We start from the raw sequence: 19,137 nt of genomic DNA on the forward strand, positions 1-19,137 counted from the left end.
CTGGCGCGGCAGAGGGGGGCGGTGGGCCGGGCAGATATAGATAGAACGCGGCGCCCTGGCCGGGCGCGCCTTCGGCCCAGACTCGGCCGCCATGGCGCTCGACGATACGGCGCACGTTGGCCAGTCCGATGCCGGTGCCTTCGAATTCTTCCATGCGATGCAGGCGCTGGAACACGCCGAACAGCTTGCCGACATATTTCATGTCGAAACCTACGCCGTTGTCGCGTACATGCACCACATGCCCGCCGTCGCGCGGTTCGGCGCCGATCTCGATGATGGCGGGATCGCGCCCACGCGTGTATTTCACGGCGTTGGACAGCAGGTTGCGCATGGCCAGGTGGATGTAGGCGGCATCGGCGAAGACCGCGGGCAGATCGGGCGATATCACCCATTGGATCTTGCGTTCCTGCAGGTCGGGCGCCAGTTCGTGGCGAACCTGCGCGACCGCGTCTCCCAGGTCGATCCGGGAAGGCCGCAGCGCCGAGCGTCCCATTTGCGAGAACGTCAGCAGCGCATCGACCAGGTTGCCGGCAAAGCGCGCCGAGTCGCTGATGTTCCCGAGGTAGCGCGAGCCCCGTTCGGATAATTGAGCACCTTCGTATTCCCGCAGCAAGTCGGCGTAGCCGGCAATGTGGCGCAGCGGCGCGCGCAAATCGTGTGAGACGCTGTACGAGAAGGCTTCGAGCTCCTGGTTGGTGCGGCCCAGTTCGGCGGCGAGTTCAGCCAGCTCCTCGGCCTTGCGCAGGACCACGCTGCCGATGGCGGTGCGCAGTTCCCCGGCGCTGTCCAGTTCCCAATGCTCCCACGGCGTGGATTGCCCGCGGACGACTTCCTGCCAGACCGCGAAGTTGCGATGCGCGCCGCTGAGCGGCCCGGCCGAGGTTGAAGAGGGCGGGCCGCCCGCCCATTGGATGTTGCGTACCTGTTCGGGCCGGAACCACATGATGTAGTTGGGATGGAGCTCGGAAATCGGCACCGCGAGCAGGCCGCTGGCGCTGTTGCGGACAGCGTCGAATTCCGGCCAATGCTGGGCGAGGCTGCGGGTGTGGAAGACGCCCGGGTCGGCCTCGCCGGCCAGGCGCGCCCGCAGTGCCAGCACGGCGCCCGTAGGCGGCGCCTGGCCGATGGTGACGCAGTCGTCCCCCTGGACGACCGCCACCCCGCTGGCCCGTACGAAATCCAGCAGCGGCCCGGGAACGCTGGCCAGGCCATTGGCCAGACTGTCGTGCTCGACCATGGCAGCCAGCAGCGCACCGAGCAATTGCTGCAGCTTTTGCCGGCGCTCGGCCTCGCCCTGCGCCAGCCGGGCTTCGATCTGCAACGAGACGATCTGCGCCAGCAGATTGCATTGCATCCTGGCGGCAAACGGCACGGGCCGGGGCTGCAGGTGATGGCAGGCGATCATGCCCCATAGGCGGTTGCCCGCGACCAGCGACAGCGACATCGATGCCTGCATGCCCATGTCCCGCATGTAGCGCACGTGCATGGGCGACACGCTGCGCAGCCCCGCAAAGCTGAGATCGGTGGGCTCGCCCGTCAGCGGATTGTCGAGCGGCAGCAGCGGCGACGGCTCGTAGCCGGTATCGGGAATGCAGCGCAGGCGGTTGGATACATACAAGCGGCGAGCCTGGGCGGGAACGTCGCCGGCCGGGAAATGTAGGTTCAGGAAAGAGGGATAGGCCGCCTCGCGCCATTCACCATTGACCCTGCCATGGCCATCCGTATCGAATTCATAGGAAACCACGCGGCCGTAGCCCGTCAGGCGATGGATCTCGCCCACCGCGAGCTCGCACAGCGCGTCTATCGACGCGCATTGCTGGGTACGGCCGACGAAATCCCCCAGGTCGGCAAGCTGCGCGGCCGGCGTGGCCGGTTCGAATTCCGCCAGCACCGTGTCGGCCACGCGGTGGACGACGATATCGAAGGCGCCGGGGTGGCCGGCAAAAGCGGCCGGCCCGATATGGTAGGGGGCGCGCTCCGCATGCGTACACGCTTGCAGCCGGGCGTCGAAACCGGGATCGTCCAGCAGGTCGGCCAGGCGCCGGCCCAGCAGCGCATCGGGGGCCATGCCCAGGTGCCGCTGCGCCGATGCGCTGGATTGGACGACCCGGCCCGAGCGCCGGTCGAGCGCGAACAGGAACCCGTGGGGCTGGATGCTGCCCGGAATGTGGATGGGTTCGCTGGCGCAGACGTCTGCGGGATTGAGGCCGGAGGGGGCGTTGCTCAAAGGAAGCTATATCTTGGTTGGGGGCGAATGTGCTTCGATAGTAGGCGATCTTCCCGCTCTTTGCCCAAGGTCTTGCAACTATGTAGCGATAGTTACAGCGCGTCTTGGATGGCACGGACGCGCTGGACCGGCCGGAGCGGGGCACGGCGTTTGTTAAACTCGCTTCCCGCGCTGCGAAGGTCTCCGCCATGTGCCAATTGCTCGGCATGAACTGCAACACGCCTACGGACATCGTCTTCAGTTTCACCGGCTTCGCCACGCGCGCCGGGCGCACCGGCGAGCATGTGGACGGCTGGGGCATCGCTTTCTTCGAGGGAGCGGGCGTGCGCCATTTCGTCGATCACGAGCCGGCGCTGGTGTCGCCGGTGGCCGATCTGATCCGGCGCTATCCGATCAAGTCCAAGAACGTGATCGCGCATATCCGCAAGGCTACCGTGGGATCGGTCGCGCTGGAGAACTGCCACCCCTTCATACGCGAACTCTGGGGGCAGTATTGGGTGTTCGCCCACAACGGCGACCTGCGCGACTACCATCCGCGACTGGGCGGACGCTACCGGCCCGTGGGCGGCACCGACAGTGAGCGCGCTTTCTGCTGGATCCTCGATCACCTCGCGCAGCGCTACGACACCCATCCGGGCGCGCACGCCATCGCCGACGTGCTGGCGGAACTGGCGCCTGCGATCGCCGCACACGGCACCTTCAATTTCATGCTGTCCGACGGCGTTGCGCTGTATGCGCATTGCTCCACCCGCCTGCACTACCTGGTGCGCCAGCATCCGTTTGCGACCGCGAGCCTGTCCGACGACGAAGTCAGCGTCGATTTCTCGCAGGTCACCACCCAGGACGACCGGGTCGCGGTCATCGTGACCGAGCCTTTGACCGCCAACGAGACATGGAACGGCTTCAAGCCGGGCGAGTTGATGATGTTCGTCGACGGCGCGCCTGCCCTGGTGCGGCAAGTCGGCGGCCGGGCCTGAGCTGCGCGCTCAGGCCTGGATCGCCTCCAGTTCTTCCTGCACGCCGAGCCAGATTTCCTCGGTATCGCCCAGCCGTTTCTGCACCTCGCCATGTTCGGCCAGGACGCGGCGGCATTCCTCGCGGCGCGCGTCCTCGTACAGGCCTGGATCGCCGATCAGCGCATCCAGCTCCCGTTTGCGCGTCTCCAGCTTCTGCATCTCGGCCTCGAGTTTCCTGAGCCTGGCTTCGAGCGGCTTGCGCAGCGCGGAGACGCGTTGCCGGGCCTCGGCTTCGAGCCGCTTCTGGGCCTTGCGATCGACGGCGGCCTCGGCGTTCGATGCGCCTGCCGCCGATGCCGCAGCCGATTCGGCGCTGCGGCGTTCATTGAGCCAGTCGCGGTAGTCTTCGAGATCGCCGTCGAATTCGCGCACGCCGCCGCCTGCGACGATCCAGAAGCTGTCCACGGTGGTGCGCAGCAGGTGGCGGTCGTGCGAGACCAGCAGCATGGTGCCTTCGAACTCGGCCAGCGCCTCGGTCAGGGCTTCGCGGGTATCGACGTCCAGGTGGTTGCTCGGTTCGTCGAGCAGCAGCAGGTTGGGCTTCTTCCAAACCACCAGGGCCAGTGCCAGCCTGGCTTTCTCGCCGCCCGACATGGGCCCCACCTTGGCCAGCGCGAAGTCGCCGGAGAAACCGAAGCCGCCCAGGTAATTGCGCAGCTCCTGTTCGCGCGCCTCGGGGGCCAGCCGCGCCAGGTGTTGCAGCGGCGTTGCCTCGGCGTCGAGGATGTCGAGCTGGTGCTGGGCGAAATAGCCGACTTCCAGGCCCCGCGCGGCCTTGCGCTCGCCCGCCAGCGGCTGCAGCTCGCTCGCCAGGGTCTTGACCAGCGTACTCTTGCCGGCGCCGTTGGCGCCCAGGATGCCGATGCGGGCGCCGGCCCGCACCGACAGCTTGACGCCGTTCAGGATGGGCGCCTGCGCATAGCCGGCCTGCACGCCTTCCAGCGACAGTAGCGGATCGGGCATGTGGTCGGGCGACGGAATGCGGATGTCTATGCCGGCAGCGGCGCGCACCGGCGCGAGCGCCTGCATGCGCGACAAGGCTTTGACCCGGCTCTGCGCCTGCTTGGCCTTGCTGGCCTTGGCCTTGAAGCGGTCGATGAAGCTTTGCAGGTGGGCCGCCTCGCGCTGCTGCTTGTCGTAGGCGATCTGGCTCTGGCGCAGTCGCTCGGCGCGCTGCGTCAGGAAATCTTCGTAGCCGCCCTTATAGCGCACCAGCTTGCCCTGGTCGAAGTGCAGGATGGTGCGGGCCACCGCATCGAGGAATTCGGTGTCGTGCGAAATGACCAGCACGGTGCCGGGGTAGGACGCCAGCCAGCGCTCCAGCCACAGCATGGCGTCGAGATCCAGGTGGTTGGTGGGTTCGTCCAGCAGCAACAGGTCGGACGGCGCCATCAGCGCGCGCGCCAGGTTCAGGCGCATGCGCCAGCCGCCGGAAAAGCTCGCTACGGGTTGGCGGAACTCGTTCTCGGCAAAGCCCAGGCCCACCAGCAATTGCTCGGCGCGCGCCTGGGCCGTGAAGGCATCGGCGTCGGCCAGCTCGGCTTCCAGTTCCGCCAGCCGCAGGCCTTCGCGATCGGCGTCGACCGCCGAGCGTTCGGCCTGCAGGCGCCGCAACCGGGTGTCGCCGTCGATGACGAACTCCAGGGCTTCGCGGTCGGTATCGTGGATTTCCTGCGCGATCGAGGCAATGCGCCAGCTGGCGGGCAGGTCCACCGTGCCGGCATCCGGATCCAGCTGGCCGTTGAGCAGCGCGAACAGCGTGGACTTGCCGGCGCCGTTGGGGCCGACGATGCCCACGCGCTCGCCCGGATGGACCACGAAGTCCGCGCCGTCCAGCAGTACCTTGATGCCGCGTCTGAGGGTAAGGCCGCTTGCTCTGATCACGAGGCCGCCAACTGGTCCTGGCGCAACAGCAAGACCTTGTCGTCGCCGCCCGATGTGCTCAGCCAGACCGGCTCGAGATGGGGGAAGGCCTGCTCGAAATAGGCCTGTTCGTGGCCCAGTTCCAACACCAGGATACCCCCGGGCTGCAGGAACTCGCCGGCCTGCGCCAGCAGCGGCCGGATCAGGTCCATGCCGTCGTCGCCGCCGGCCAGCGCGAGCCGGGGCTCGTGCCGATATTCGGGCGGCAGCGCGTCCATGGATGCCGAGTTGACGTAGGGCGGGTTGCACAGGATCAGGTCGTAGCGAGCCGGCGGCAGGCTTGCGAACAGATTGGACTGGTGCAGCGCCACGCGCTCCTGCAAGCCGTAGTCGTCGACGTTGATGCGCGCGACCGCCAGCGCGTCGGCGGACAGGTCCACGGCATCGACCTGGGCATGCGGGAATGTCTCGGCGGCGAGGATGGCCAGGCAGCCGGAGCCGGTGCACATGTCCAGCGCCCACTCGACGGCGTAAGGGTCGGCGATCCACGGCTCGAGGCCTTCGTCGAGCAGCTCCGCGATGTAGGAGCGGGGCACGATCACGCGTTCGTCCACGGTGAAGCGCCGGCCGCGCAGCCAGGCTTCGCCGGTCAGGTAGGGCGCGGGCAGCCGTTCGGCGATGCGCCGCTCGACAATGGCCAATACCGCCTGGCGCTCATGATCGAGCACGGCGGCATCGATGAAGGGCTCGAGCCGGTCGATGGGCAGGTGCAGCGTATGCAGGACGAGATAGACCGCCTCGTCGTAAACATCGAGCGTGCCGTGGCCCAGCGCGATGCCGGCGGCGTTGAAGCGGCTCACGGCATAGCGGATCAGGTCGCGCAGAGTGCGCAAGGCAGAGAAATCGGCAGCGAACATATCAATATCCAAATTCCAGGAAACCGCGGATCCGGCCTCGCCGGTCCGCCAGTTTCGCCCCCTGGGGCGCGCGTGTCAGGGCGCAGGGGGGAGGCTCAACAATGCGTGCAGGGTGCGGCGGTAGATGTTTTTGAGCGGCACCAGGCTGTCCACCGCGATGTGTTCGTTGACCTGGTGGATGGTCGCGTTCACCGGCCCGAATTCGACCACCTGCGGGCAGATCCGGGCGATGAAGCGGCCGTCGGAGGTGCCGCCGGTGGTGGATAGTTCGGCCTCGATGCCCATCTCGGCCGCGATGGCCTCGCCGAGCGCGCTGCACAGCGTGCCGCGCGGCGTCAGGAAGGGCAGGCCGGAGAGCGACCAGCTCAGCGCGTACTCCAGGCCGTGGCGGTCGAGGATCTCCTGCACGCGGCTTTTGAGCGTGTCTACCGTGCTGGCGGTGGAGAAACGGAAGTTGAAATCGACCACCGCTTCTCCGGGCACCACGTTGCTGGCGCCGGTGCCGCTGTGGAAGTTGGAGATCTGGAAGGTGGTGGGCGGGAAATATTCGTTGCCCCGGTCCCATTCGGCTGCTGCCATTTCGGCCAGCACCGGCGCGGCCTGGTGGATGGGATTGCGCGCTTTCTCGGGATAGGCGACGTGGCCCTGGATGCCCTTGACGACCAGGCGGCCGGACAGCGAGCCGCGCCGGCCGTTCTTGATGGTGTCGCCCAATTGCGCGGTCGAGGTCGGCTCGCCGACGATGCAATAGTCGAGCTTTTCGCCGCGCGCGACGAGTTGCTCGCAGACCTTGACCGTGCCATGGACCGCGGGACCTTCTTCATCGGAAGTGATCAGCAGGCCGATCGAACCGCGGTGGTCGGGGTTGTGGGCGATGAACTCCTCGGCCGCCACCACGAAAGCGGCGATCGAGCTTTTCATGTCGGCCGCGCCCCGGCCATACAGCCTGCCATCGACGATGGTGGGCACGAACGGGTCGGTGTTCCAGTGCTCGCGCGGGCCGGTGGGGACCACGTCGGTATGGCCGGCGAAGACCACCAGCGGGCCGTCGTTGCCGCGGCGCGCCCAGAGATTGACCACGCCGCCCTCGGCGAGGGTCTCGCACGTGAAACCCAGCGCGCCCAGGCGCTCGATCAGCAGCGCCTGGCACCCCTCGTCCTCGGGGGTGACCGACGGGCGGCGGATCAGTTCTTCGGCCAGGGAGAGGACGGTATCGGTCATGGCTATGGGCAAGGTGGAAGGGTCAGGCGCGCAGCAGGTCGTTGATGCTGGTTTTGGCGCGGGTCTGCGCATCGACGCGCTTGACGATCACGGCGCAGTACAGGCTGCATTTGCCGTCGGCCGAGGGCAGGCTGCCGGGCACCACCACCGAGCCCGAGGGCACGCGGCCGTAAAGGACCTCGCCGGTTTCGCGGTTGTAGATCTTGGTGCTCTGGCCGATGAAGACGCCCATGGACAGCACCGAGTTCTCTTCGACGATCACACCCTCCACGACTTCCGAACGCGCGCCGATGAAGCAGTTGTCTTCGATGATGGTGGGGTTGGCCTGCAGCGGTTCGAGCACGCCGCCGATGCCTACGCCGCCCGACAGGTGGACGTTCTTGCCGATCTGCGCGCACGAACCGACGGTGGCCCAGGTGTCGACCATGGTGCCTTCATCGACATAGGCGCCGATATTGACGTAGGAGGGCATCAGCACGGCATTCTTGCCGATGAACGAGCCGCGGCGGGCGACGGCGGGCGGCACCACGCGAAAGCCGCCGGCCTTGAAGTCTTCGGCGGAATAGCCGGTGAACTTGCTGGGCACCTTGTCGTAGAACTGCAGCGCGCTGTCGGGGCCGGTGCCCATGACGACGTTGTCTTCCAGTCGGAAGGACAGCAGCACCGCCTTCTTGATCCACTGGTGCACGGTCCAGTCGCCGTTCTGTTTTTCGGCCACGCGCAGCTCGCCCTTGTCGAGGGCGGAGAGCACGTGGTCGACGGCTTCGCGCACGGCGGCGGGGGCGGCAGCGGGCGACAGCGAGGCGCGGTCTTCCCAGGCTTGTTCGATGACGGTCTTGAGTGCTTGGCTCATGGTCGGGTTCCTAGAGGTTGGGCCCCCCCTACGCGCTGACGCGCGCCCCCCGAGGGGGCGGCACTGGCGGACCGGCTAAGCCGGATCCGCTGTACCCTGGGTGGGGCAGAGGATGCTCATGCTTTGTGAGTAGTTGGCAGCGTGCGGGCGTAACGGGCGACGCGGTGGGCGGCTTCCACGCATTCGTCCAGCGGGGCCACCAGCGCCAGGCGCAGCCGGTTGGCGCCCGGGTTGCCCGCGGGCGTCTCGCGCGCGAGGTAGCTGCCGGGCAGCGTGGAGACATTCTGCTGCGCCAGCAGGCCGCGCGCGAAGTCGGTGTCGGCGATCGGGGTGCGCGGCCACAGGTAGAACGAGGCCTGCGGGCGTTCGACTTCCAGGACTTCCCGCAGGATGGGCAGTACCGCATCGAATTTCTCGCGGTACATGCGGCGGTTTTCGCGCACGTGCTCTTCATCGTTCCAGGCGGCGATGCTGGCTGCCGCGACCACGCCGCTCATGGCGCCGCCATGATAGGTGCGATAGAGCAGGAATTCCGCCAGCAGCCTGGCGTCGCCGGCCACGAAGCCCGAGCGCATGCCGGGCACGTTGGAGCGCTTGGACAGGCTGGAGAACACCACGATGTTGCGGAAATCCGAGCGGCCCAGTCGGTGCGCGGCCTGCAGCGCGCCCAGCGGCGGCTCGGCTTCGTCCATGTAGATTTCGGAGTAGCACTCGTCCGAGGCGATCACGAAACCGTATTTGTCGGCTTGGGCGAACAGGTATTTCCATTCGTCGAGGTCCATGACGTTGCCGGCTGGGTTGCCCGGCGAACAGACGTAGACCAGCCGGGTCTCGTTCCACTGTTCCGGCGCGATCGATGTCCAGTCGCAGCCGAAGTTGCGCGCCGGATCGGCATTGACGAAAGTGGGCCGGGCGCCGGCAAGCAGCGCGGCCCCTTCATAGATCTGGTAGAACGGATTGGGGCACAGTACGCGGGGGTTGTCCGCGCTGTCGAGCACGGTCTGCGCGAACGCGAACAGCGCCTCGCGCGAGCCCAGCACTGGCAGCACCTGGGTGTCCGGGTCGATGGCGGGCAGGCCGTAGCGCCGCTCCAGCCATCCGGCGATCGCGCCGCGCAGGGCCGCCGACCCTTTGGTGGCGGGATAGCCGGACAGGCCGCCCAGGTTGTTCCGTATGGCCTCCTCGATGAAGGCGGGCGTGGCGTGCTTGGGCTCGCCGATCGACAGGCTGACGGGACGAAGGCCGGCAGGCGCGGCAACAGAAGCGTACAGCGCGCGCAACTTGGTGAAGGGATAGGGCTGCAGGAGCCCGAGGCGAGGATTCATGGGCGCGATTGTACCCTTGGGGCCGGCATTTTTTCGCTGTGGGGCCGGAGCCCTGCGCTCCGGTGTCTCGCGCAGGCCTCAATCGTGCCCGGAGCCCGTCTGCCGGCAAGGCTGGGTGAAGACGTAGCCGGTGCTGCGTATCGCTTCCAGGGGCAGGGTGATCCGGTACTGCTGCGCCTTGCGGCGCAGCCGGCTCACGAGTACCGCGACATTGTGCAGGCTGCCGACGGCGCCGCCGCGCGAGCCGGCCTGCCACTGCGCGTAGCCCAGGGTCTGGCCGGGTGCGGCGAACAGGTGGCTCAGGAATTGCCACTCGGTCAGCGCCAGCGGCATTTGCGCGCCATCGGGACTGGTCAGCACGCGCGGCGGCGTGGATAGCCGCCAGGACGTGACTTGCGGGATAGGAGGAGGGGGCGGGCGATGCGTGGCGGACAGATGGCGCCGCATGGTGTCCAGGATCGTATGGAGCTGTTCGGTGCCGTCGGAGCCCGCCACGCGTACCTGGACATCGCCCGGACTGCCGTGGGTCGGAGGGCGGGCATACACCAGGCGCGTCAGCGCCGTGTGCTGGAACGCGGCGGATTGCGGTTCCTCGGACAACAGGATGGGAGTCTTCCCGGCGCGGAGCAAGGCATGGACTTCCTGGGCGCTGCTACAAACATAGACTACGCATCCGCTACGCATCAGATCGTTGGCGATTTCATAGTCGCGGCCGGTTTCGCCGAGGAGGATCGCGATTTCGGGGGAGCGGGAGGCATTCATCGTGGCGTGACCCCGCAGAGCGGGCCCTGCGGCCCGGGAGAGCGGCAGCGCGGGCAGAGGCCCGGCCGTGGGCCGGGCGAAGACGCCGGGGTGCGGGGCCGGTGCAAACGTCGATGCGGGAGTCGGGTTCTGGATCACGGCTGCAATCTATCCCAACCTTTCTGCAAGGAAGATCAATAAAGGTAAACGGGCAAACGGTGCAGGCCGCGCCCGGGGCGCCCGCTGCGGCAAAGCGTGTAGGCAGGATTCGACGCCCCCGGACCAGCCCTTTGCGCGAGTCGGGTTACAATCCGATTTCTGAAGTGCGACCGTGGCGAAATTGGTAGACGCAACAGGTTTAGGTCCTGTCGGGAGAAATCCTGTGGAGGTTCGATTCCTCTCGGTCGCACCACCAGTTTGAACAACCCTGGCAGTGCCAGGCCTCGGCCCGGGCAGGCCGGCCCAGCGGGCCGGCTGCCGCTCGGCGTCGTCCGGGGGTATGGCACAATTCGCGAATGCCCGAATCGATCCCTGGTTGCGGTGCCTCTCGCGGCGCGGGTAACTCCGATTCTGTCGATTACACATACTCAATATAGGTTTTTGCATGCAGCCTGTGGTTGAAACCCTGTCGGGTCTTGAGCGGCGCGTTGATCTCTCCGTGCCGGTGGCCGACATCGAAAAAGAAGTCGAAACGCGCTTGAAGCGCCTGGCCCGCACCGCCAAGATGCCGGGATTCCGCCCCGGCAAGGTTCCGCTGCCCATGTTGGCGCGCACCTACGGCCCCGAGGTCCGCATGGAAGTGCTGAACGCCAAGATCGGCGACGTGCTCGAGAAGGTCGTGGCCGATTCCAAGCTGCGTCTGGCCGGCACCCCGTCGGTCGAGCCCAAGACCGAAGGCGTGACCGATGACGTCGTCGCCTTCACCGCCACCTTCGAGGTCTATCCCGAGGTGGCCGTCCCCGACCTGTCGGCGCTGGAAATCTCCAAGGCCAACAGCGAAGTCGGCGATGCCGAGGTCGACCGCACGATCGACATCCTGCGCAAGCAGCGCGTCGCCTTCGAAGAACGCGAAGGCCGCACGGCCGCTGACGACGACCGCGTGACGCTGGACTTCGCCGGCACCATCGACGGCGTGGCGTTCGAGGGCGGCACCGCCCAGGACTTCCCGTTCGTGCTGGGCCAGGGCCGCATGCTGCCCGAGTTCGAGGAAGCCGCCCGCGGCCTGAAGGCCGGCGAGACCAAGGTGTTCCCGCTGAGCTTCCCGGCCGACTACGGTTCGGCCGACGTCGCCGGCAAGACCGCCGAATTCACGATCACCGTCAAGAAGGTCGAAGAGGGCGTGATGCCCGCGGTCGATGCCGAGTTCGCCAAACAGCTCGGCCAGGCCGAGGGCGACGTCGAGAAACTGCGCGCCGACATCCGCGCCAATCTCGAGCGCGAAGTCAAGAACCGCACGCTGGCCCGCACCAAGGCCAGCGTCATGGACGCCCTGGCCAAGGCCGCGACCTTCGACATTCCCAAGGCGCTGGTCGAGGACGACACGCAGCAGCGCATTGCCGCCGCGCGCGAAGACCTCAAGCAGCGCGGCGTGCCCAATGCCGATCAGTTGCCGATCCCGGCCGAAGCCTTCGCCTCCGAGTCCGAGCGCCGTGTGCGCCTGGGCCTGCTGGTGTCCGAACTGGTCAAGGCCGAAAGCCTGAAGGCCAAGCCCGATCAGATCCGCGCCCGCATCGAAGACTTCGCGCAAAGCTACGAAAAGCCCGAGGAAGTGGTGCGCTACTACCTGACGGACAAGGCGCGCCTGGCCGAGATCGAAGCCATCGTGCTGGAAGACAATGTCGTGCAACACGTGCTGTCCAAGGCCCAGGTCAAGGACGAGCAAGTCTCCTTCGACGAATTGATGGGAACCGCCTGATGCAACGATTTGTAGATTTCTACGCATCGATGTACGGGGCCGAGTCGCTCGGTCCCAAATCCCTCGGCTATGTGCCGATGGTGATCGAACAGTCCGGCCGGGGTGAGCGTGCGTACGACATCTACTCGCGTTTGCTGAGGGAGCGGATCATCTTCCTCGTCGGGCCGGTGGCGGAAGCCTCGGCCAACCTGATCGTGGCGCAGCTCCTGTTCCTGGAGTCGGAGAACCCCGAGAAGGACATCTCGCTGTACATCAACTCGCCGGGCGGATCGGTGTACGCGGGCATGGCCATCTACGACACGATGCAGTTCGTCCGGCCCGATGTCGCCACGTTGTGCACCGGACTGGCCGCCAGCATGGGCGCGTTCCTGCTGGCCGCGGGCAAGAAGGGCAAGCGCGTGTCGCTGCCCAATTCGCGCATCATGATCCACCAGCCGTCGGGCGGCGCCCAGGGCCAGGCCACGGACATCGAGATCCATGCGCGCGAGATCCTCTACCTGCGCGAGCGCCTGAACGGCATCCTGGCCGAGAACACCGGCCAGCCGGTCGAGCGCATCGCCGTGGACACCGAGCGCGACAATTTCATGTCGGCAGCCGATGCGCTATCGTATGGCTTGATCGACAAAGTTTTGAGCAGTCGCACTGAACAGGGTTGAGCATGTCGGAAAAGAAAGGGTCGAACGAAAAGCTGCTCTATTGCTCGTTTTGCGGCAAGAGTCAGCATGAGGTTCGCAAGCTGATCGCCGGGCCGTCGGTGTTCATCTGCGATGAATGCATCGACCTGTGCAACGACATCATCCGCGACGAAGTGGCCACCGACGTGAAAACGGGCGCCAAGTCCGAGTTGCCCACGCCGGCCGAGATCAAGGAGATCCTCGACCAGTACGTGATCGGCCAGGTGCGCGCCAAGCGTATCCTCTCGGTGGCGGTGTACAACCACTACAAGCGGATCCGCCATGCCGGCGGCAAGGCCGACGACGTCGAGCTTTCCAAGAGCAACATCCTGCTGATCGGGCCCACCGGCTCGGGCAAGACACTGCTGGCGCAGACGCTGGCGCGGCTCTTGAATGTGCCCTTCGTGATCGCCGACGCCACCACGCTGACCGAAGCCGGCTACGTGGGCGAGGATGTCGAGAACATCATCCAGAAGCTGCTGCAGAACTGCAACTACGACGTTGAAAAGGCACAGCGCGGCATCGTCTACATCGACGAGATCGACAAGATTTCGCGCAAGGCCGACAACCCCTCCATCACCCGCGACGTCTCGGGCGAGGGGGTGCAGCAGGCCTTGCTGAAGCTGATCGAAGGCACGGTCGCCTCGGTGCCTCCGCAAGGCGGCCGCAAGCATCCGAACCAGGACTTCGTGCAGATCGACACGACCAACATCCTGTTCGTCTGCGGCGGCGCCTTCGACGGCCTGGAGAAGGTCATCCGCGGCCGCACCGAGAAATCGGGCATCGGCTTCGGCGCTTCGGTCAAGGCCGATTCCGAGCGCTCGGTCAGCGAGCTGTTCGGCGAGGTCGAGCCGGAGGACCTGATCAAGTTCGGCCTCATCCCCGAGCTGGTCGGCCGCCTCCCGGTGGTGGCCACGCTGGACGAGCTGAACGAAGATGCCCTGATCCAGATCCTGATCGAGCCCAAGAACGCGCTGATCAAGCAGTTCCAAAAGCTGCTGGCCATGGAGGGCGCGGAACTGGACGTGCGTCCCCAGGCGCTCTCGGCCATCGCTCAGAAGGCCATCAAGCGCAAGACCGGCGCCCGAGGCCTGCGCTCCATCATCGAGGCGGCGCTGCTCGACACCATGTACGAACTGCCCACCCAGGGCAACGTGACCAAGGTCGTGCTGGACGAAAACGCCGTCAATGGCGAAGGCGTCCCGCTGCTGATCTACGGCGACAAGCCGAAAGTCGCCAGTAGTAGTTAGGCCCCCCTACGCCCTTACGGGCGCCCCCCAGGGGGCGGCACTGGCGGACCGGCGGAGCCGGATCCGCTGTGCCCTGGGTCAAAACATCCGCTTGCCTGAAGCAAGGCAAAAGAACGGATCACTGCATACCAAGATTCCCTCCCTCGATCCAGGATGCGGTGGATCCGGCTTTGCCGGTCCACGCGTGTCGCCCCCCTTGAGGGGGCGCCCGGAGGGCTTAGGGGGACTTTTCTCATGCTAAAGTGTCTGATCAAGGCGTGTAATCATGGCCGTTTACGGGCGAATGATGAGTCTGCGCCTATTGAGGGGTCATGGGTTTTTTTCGGCTGAGCAGCCGGAAAAAATGCATGAGCCCGGTCGTTGCAGAGTAATCGTTGCCCGCCGACGCTTGAATTTCACGTTTACGCCCTCATCCTGATCTTATTCAAATTCGAGGACGAATCATGTCTGCGAGCCAGATACTCCCTCCTGAACCGATCGAGTTGCCGCTGCTGCCGCTGCGCGACGTGGTCGTTTTCCCGCACATGGTCATCCCGCTGTTCGTGGGCCGGCCCAAGTCCATCAAGGCGCTGGAAGCCGCGATGGAGGCTGGCAAGAACATCATGCTGGTGGCCCAGAAGTCGGCCGCCAAGGACGAGCCGTCCGCCGACGACATCTACGAGATCGGCTGCCTGGCCAGCATCCTGCAGATGCTCAAGCTGCCCGACGGCACCGTTAAGGTGCTGGTCGAGGGGGCGCAGCGCGCGCGCATTACGCGTATCGACGACGTGGGCGCGCATTTCTCGTGCGAGCTGGTGCCCATCGACCCCGACCGCGGCCAGGGCTCCGAAACCGAGGCCCTGCGGCGCGCGATCGTGTCGCAGTTCGACCAGTACGTCAAACTCAACAAGAAGATCCCGCCGGAGATCCTGACCTCGCTGTCGGGCATCGACGAGCCCGGCCGCCTGGCCGACACCATCGCCGCGCACCTGCCGCTCAAGCTCGAGCAAAAGCAGAAGATGCTCGAGGTGTTCTCCACCGCCGAGCGCCTGGAGGCGCTGCTGGCTCAGCTCGAGACCGAGATCGACATTCTCCAGGTGGAGAAGCGCATCCGCGGCCGCGTCAAGAAGCAGATGGAGAAGAGCCAGCGCGAGTACTACCTGAACGAGCAGGTCAAGGCCATCCAGAAAGAGTTGGGCGAGGGCGAGGACGGCGCCGATTTCGAAGAGCTCGAAAAGAAGATCATCGCCGCCCACATGCCCAAGGAGGCCAAGAAGAAGGCCGATGCCGAGTTCAAGAAGCTCAAGCTGATGTCGCCCATGTCGGCCGAGGCCACCGTGGTGCGCAACTATATCGACACGCTGGTGGGCCTGCCCTGGAAGAAGAAGAGCAAGGTCAACAACTCGCTGCCGCATGCCGAGGAAGTGCTCAACGACGACCACTACGGGCTCGAAAAGGTCAAGGAACGCATCCTCGAGTACCTGGCTGTGCAGCAGCGCGTCGACAAGGTCAAGGCGCCCATCCTGTGCCTGGTCGGACCTCCGGGGGTGGGCAAGACTTCGCTCGGCCAGTCCATCGCCAAGGCGACCAACCGCAAGTTCGTGCGGATGGCGCTGGGCGGCGTGCGCGACGAATCCGAGATCCGCGGCCACCGCCGTACCTACATCGGTTCGATGCCGGGCAAGATCCTGCAGAACCTGTCCAAGGTCGGTGCACGCAATCCGCTCTTCCTGCTCGACGAAGTCGACAAGATGGGCATGGATTTCCGTGGCGATCCCGCCTCGGCTCTGCTGGAGGTGCTGGATCCCGAACAGAACCACACCTTCCAGGACCACTACGTCGAGGTCGATTTCGACCTGTCGGACGTGATGTTCGTGGCTACCAGCAATACGCTCAATATTCCGCCGGCGCTGCTTGACCGGATGGAAGTGATCCGCCTGTCCGGCTATACCGAGGACGAAAAGGTTCACATCGGGATGCAGCACCTGCTGCCCAAGCAGATGAAGAACAACGGCCTGAAGCCCGACGAGCTCAAGATCGAAGAGTCCGCCCTGCAAGATATCGTGCGCTACTACACTCGCGAGGCCGGGGTGCGCGCGCTCGAACGCGAAGTCAGCAAGATCTGCCGCAAGGTCGTCAAGGGCTTGCTGCTCAAGGGCAGCAAGGAACAGGTCGTCGTTACGGCCGAGAACCTGAACGATTACCTGGGTGTGCGCCGCTATACCTTCGGCGTGGCCGAGAAGGAAAACCAGATCGGCCAGGTGACGGGTCTGGCGTGGACCGAGGTCGGCGGCGATCTGTTGACCATCGAGGTGGCGGTCATGCCGGGCAAAGGCGCGATCCAGCGCACCGGATCGCTGGGCGACGTCATGAAGGAGTCGGTCGAAGCGGCACGCTCGGTGGTGCGTTCGCGTGCGCGCCGCCTGGGCATCGACCACACCGTGCTCGAGAAGAAGGATATGCACGTGCACGTGCCGGAAGGCGCCACGCCGAAGGACGGTCCATCCGCCGGTGCGGCGATCACGACGGCCATCGTGTCGGCGCTGAGCGGTATTCCGGTGCGCGCCGACGTGGCGATGACCGGAGAGATCACGCTGCGCGGCGAGGTGCTGCCGATCGGCGGCCTGAAGGAAAAGCTGCTGGCCGCGCATCGCGGCGGTATCAAGACGGTGCTGATCCCGGAAGAAAACGCCAAGGACTTGGCGGAGATTCCTGACACTGTCAAGAACCATCTCGAGATCGTACCGGTGCGCTGGATCGACCGTGTGCTGGAACTGGCGCTCGAGCGCCTGCCGGAGCCGTTGCCGGAAGAAGAGGCCGCCAAGCCGGAAGGCAAGGTCGAGGCTCGCGTGGCGGCCGAAGGCACGGCAGCCGACCCGGTCATGAAGCACTAAGCACGGAAGGTTCCATCCCCCTCCGCGAGCGGCCGCCGGTCGCTCGCCCAAGGGCGGCACGCCGGCCAGCCGCATCGTATCTACGGTCGGGCTGCATGGCGTCGCCGCCTTTTCTTTTGCCTCCGGACCGGTGCGCGCCGCATCGCGGAGCGGCGCCCGCCGCGCATTGAGATCATTGTAAGCATCAGGTTTGGCGCGGCTTTCCCGAGTGTTTTCCCTTGACACGGGTTTCCGCACGAGGCTTAAATAGCCCTCTGCGTCGCGTGGGCCCAGCCTGTTCCGGGGTCGCGCCGCTTTCCGGGGGTGCCCTTGCAGCAACCACGCATCGGGACCAAATACTTTTTCCACAGATAGACCTTGTGAGGGGCCTAATGAACAAGACCGAGCTCATCGACCACATCGCCAAGCAAGCCGATATTTCCAAGGCGGCGGCAGGCCGTTCGCTGGACGCGCTGGTGGGTGCTGTGAAAACGACGCTCAAGAAAGGCGGCACCGTGACGTTGGTCGGTTTCGGCACTTTCGCGGTGACGGCTCGCGCTGCGCGTACGGGTCGCAACCCGCGCACCGGCGAAGCGATCAAGATCAAGAAGGCCAAGGTGCCGAAGTTCCGTCCCGGCAAGGCGCTCAAAGACGCCGTCAACTGATCGCCGGATCGCATTGCCGGCCTGCCACGAGAAGCACGGGGCGGCCGCCTGCAGGCAGCGCAGCAATCCGCTACAATACGCGCCGTACACAAGGCTTGCATGCCAGAGGGTGCTTAGCTCAGTTGGTAGAGCGGCGCCCTTACAAGGCGTAGGTCACAGGTTCGACCCCTGTAGCACCCACCACTCTGCTGCGGCAGGCATGTGTCAGGAATCAAGGGCTTGGAGCAATCCAGGCCCTTTTCTTTTTACCGACGGGCATTGGCGTCATGGGTGTTGACTTCATTTATGCTCATGTCTAGCATAAGCACCTGTGCCAAGAAACCGGATCGTCCGGTTCTTTTTTATCCAAATAATGCTCACTGTGAGCATAAACATCCGAGGATGACGCCATGAATGCCGCCATGTTTCGTTCCCTGGAGTTCGATGCTCCTGCTTTCATCGGGCAAGCGTGCGCCGTCGGGCGGGCCTGGGCGCGAGTTCCGCAAGCGCTGGACGCGGAGCGCAAGCGTGCGTTGATCGCGCATATCGAGTCGCTGCTCGTGCGCGAGAATGCCGTGCTGGTCGCGCACTACTACGTCGACGCCGAACTGCAGGAACTGGCCGAAGCCACCGGTGGCTGCGTGGCCGATTCGCTGGAGATGGCGCGGTTCGGGCGGGACCACGCGGCGCAGACTCTGGTGGTGGCGGGCGTACGCTTCATGGGCGAGACCGCGAAGATACTGAGCCCGAGCAAGCGTGTGCTGATGCCGGATCTGGATGCGACGTGTTCGCTGGATCTGGGGTGCCCGGCAGATGCGTTCTCGGCATTCTGCGACCAGCACCCGGACCGCACCGTGGTCGTCTATGCCAATACCAGCGCCGCAGTGAAGGCGCGCGCGGATTGGACGGTAACTTCCGCAATCGGCCTGGATATCGTTGCGCATCTGCATGCGCGCGGGCAGAAAATCCTGTGGGCGCCGGACCGCCACCTGGGTGCCTACATCCAGCGCGAGACCGGCGCCGACATGCTGATGTGGCAGGGGTCGTGCCTGGTGCACGACGAATTCAAGGGAGTGGAGCTCGAGCTGCTGCGACAGGAACATCCCGATGCCAAGGTGCTGGTGCATCCCGAGTCGCCGCCGTCCGTGGTCGCCCAGGCCGATGTGGTCGGCTCGACCTCGCAGCTGCTCAAGGCGGCGCAGGAGCTGGATGCCTCATGCTTTATCGTCGCTACCGACATGGGGCTGTTGTACAAGCTGCGCCAGGCCGCGCCCGCCAAGACCTTCCTGGCCGCGCCGACAGCGGGCGATAGCGCGAGCTGCAAGAGCTGTGCGCACTGTCCCTGGATGGCGATGAACGGGCTGGAAGGGCTGGCCGTCGCGCTCGAGCATGGCAGCGGCGAGATCGTGCTGGACGAGGCGCTGGCGGCGCGGGCGCGCGTGCCCATCGCCCGCATGCTGGACTTCGCCGCGAGCAACAAGCGGAGAGTTCAGGCCAGCGGCGATCTGGCGCGCGACGAAGTCTTGTTCGCCTCGGTCGGACCGGCCTGAGGTCGACGCCGTTTTCCGGGGCCGGCATGCGCCGTGCGCCCAGGGCCGCATGCTAGAATCGCCGATGCCTTTCGGGGCGCCATGCCGCT

General features: G+C 65.7%; 14 protein-coding genes and 2 tRNA genes. 9 read left to right on the forward strand and 7 right to left on the reverse strand.

Annotated features, from left to right (window positions below):
- Positions 1-2,227 (reverse strand): ATP-binding protein (locus PIGHUM_RS20395; RefSeq protein WP_124081567.1); only part of this gene is annotated, 2,227 nt, incomplete at its 3' end.
- 188 nt (positions 2,228-2,415) lie between these two features.
- On the opposite strand from PIGHUM_RS20395, the gene PIGHUM_RS20400 reads away from it, so the two are divergent.
- Complete coding sequence (locus PIGHUM_RS20400) at positions 2,416-3,204, forward strand: class II glutamine amidotransferase (RefSeq protein ID WP_124081568.1); 789 nt, start codon at positions 2,416-2,418, stop codon at positions 3,202-3,204.
- A gap of 9 nt (positions 3,205-3,213) precedes the next feature.
- Here the strand turns inward: PIGHUM_RS20400 and PIGHUM_RS20405 are convergent, their stop codons facing one another.
- From PIGHUM_RS20405 to PIGHUM_RS20430, 6 genes are all read right to left on the reverse strand, one after another.
- The gene (locus PIGHUM_RS20405) at positions 3,214-5,127 is read right to left on the reverse strand and encodes an ABC-F family ATP-binding cassette domain-containing protein (protein WP_124081569.1); all 1,914 of its coding nucleotides are present in this window, start codon (positions 5,125-5,127) and stop codon (positions 3,214-3,216) included.
- On the reverse strand, positions 5,124-6,023 hold the full coding sequence (gene prmB / locus PIGHUM_RS20410; protein ID WP_124081570.1) for a 50S ribosomal protein L3 N(5)-glutamine methyltransferase: 900 nt from the start codon (positions 6,021-6,023) through the stop codon (positions 5,124-5,126). Before prmB ends, PIGHUM_RS20405 begins: the two co-directional genes overlap by 4 nt.
- A 75-nt stretch (positions 6,024-6,098) precedes the next feature.
- On the reverse strand, positions 6,099-7,244 hold the full coding sequence (dapE, locus tag PIGHUM_RS20415; protein WP_124081571.1) for a succinyl-diaminopimelate desuccinylase: 1,146 nt from the start codon (positions 7,242-7,244) through the stop codon (positions 6,099-6,101).
- A gap of 22 nt (positions 7,245-7,266) precedes the next feature.
- Positions 7,267-8,097 carry a 2,3,4,5-tetrahydropyridine-2,6-dicarboxylate N-succinyltransferase gene (gene dapD, locus PIGHUM_RS20420; protein ID WP_124081572.1) on the reverse strand — a complete coding sequence of 277 codons (831 nt, stop codon included), beginning with the start codon at positions 8,095-8,097 and terminating at the stop codon, positions 7,267-7,269.
- A 116-nt stretch (positions 8,098-8,213) separates the two neighbouring features.
- Positions 8,214-9,422, reverse strand: coding sequence for a succinyldiaminopimelate transaminase (dapC, locus tag PIGHUM_RS20425; protein ID WP_124081573.1), 1,209 nt, complete (start codon positions 9,420-9,422; stop codon positions 8,214-8,216).
- A 78-nt stretch (positions 9,423-9,500) separates the two neighbouring features.
- A complete protein-coding gene (locus PIGHUM_RS20430) occupies positions 9,501-10,184 on the reverse strand; it encodes a helix-turn-helix domain-containing protein (protein WP_124081574.1) in 684 nt (227 codons plus the stop codon).
- A 304-nt stretch (positions 10,185-10,488) separates the two neighbouring features.
- Here PIGHUM_RS20430 and PIGHUM_RS20435 point away from each other — a divergent pair.
- From PIGHUM_RS20435 to nadA, 8 genes are all read left to right on the forward strand, one after another.
- Positions 10,489-10,575 (forward strand) — tRNA-Leu (locus tag PIGHUM_RS20435).
- Between the two features lie 192 nt (positions 10,576-10,767).
- Positions 10,768-12,078, forward strand: coding sequence for a trigger factor (gene tig, locus PIGHUM_RS20440; protein ID WP_124081575.1), 1,311 nt, complete (start codon positions 10,768-10,770; stop codon positions 12,076-12,078).
- Complete coding sequence (gene clpP, locus PIGHUM_RS20445) at positions 12,078-12,734, forward strand: ATP-dependent Clp endopeptidase proteolytic subunit ClpP (RefSeq protein WP_124081576.1); 657 nt, start codon at positions 12,078-12,080, stop codon at positions 12,732-12,734. Before tig ends, clpP begins: the two co-directional genes overlap by 1 nt.
- A gap of 2 nt (positions 12,735-12,736) precedes the next feature.
- Complete coding sequence (gene clpX, locus PIGHUM_RS20450; protein ID WP_124081577.1) at positions 12,737-14,002, forward strand: ATP-dependent Clp protease ATP-binding subunit ClpX; 1,266 nt, start codon at positions 12,737-12,739, stop codon at positions 14,000-14,002.
- Positions 14,003-14,445: 443 nt separating this feature from the next.
- Positions 14,446-16,875, forward strand: a complete 2,430-nt coding sequence (lon, locus tag PIGHUM_RS20455; RefSeq protein ID WP_124081578.1) for an endopeptidase La — start codon at positions 14,446-14,448, stop codon at positions 16,873-16,875.
- Between the two features lie 371 nt (positions 16,876-17,246).
- On the forward strand, positions 17,247-17,519 hold the full coding sequence (locus PIGHUM_RS20460) for an HU family DNA-binding protein (protein ID WP_124081579.1): 273 nt from the start codon (positions 17,247-17,249) through the stop codon (positions 17,517-17,519).
- Between the two features lie 107 nt (positions 17,520-17,626).
- Positions 17,627-17,702: transfer RNA gene (locus tag PIGHUM_RS20465), tRNA-Val, on the forward strand.
- Between the two features lie 206 nt (positions 17,703-17,908).
- A complete protein-coding gene (gene nadA, locus PIGHUM_RS20470; RefSeq protein WP_124081580.1) occupies positions 17,909-19,048 on the forward strand; it encodes a quinolinate synthase NadA in 1,140 nt (379 codons plus the stop codon).
- Positions 19,049-19,137: the final 89 nt, after the last annotated feature.

The organism is Pigmentiphaga humi, from assembly GCF_900606115.1.
GTDB lineage: Bacteria > Pseudomonadota > Gammaproteobacteria > Burkholderiales > Burkholderiaceae_B > Pigmentiphaga > Pigmentiphaga humi.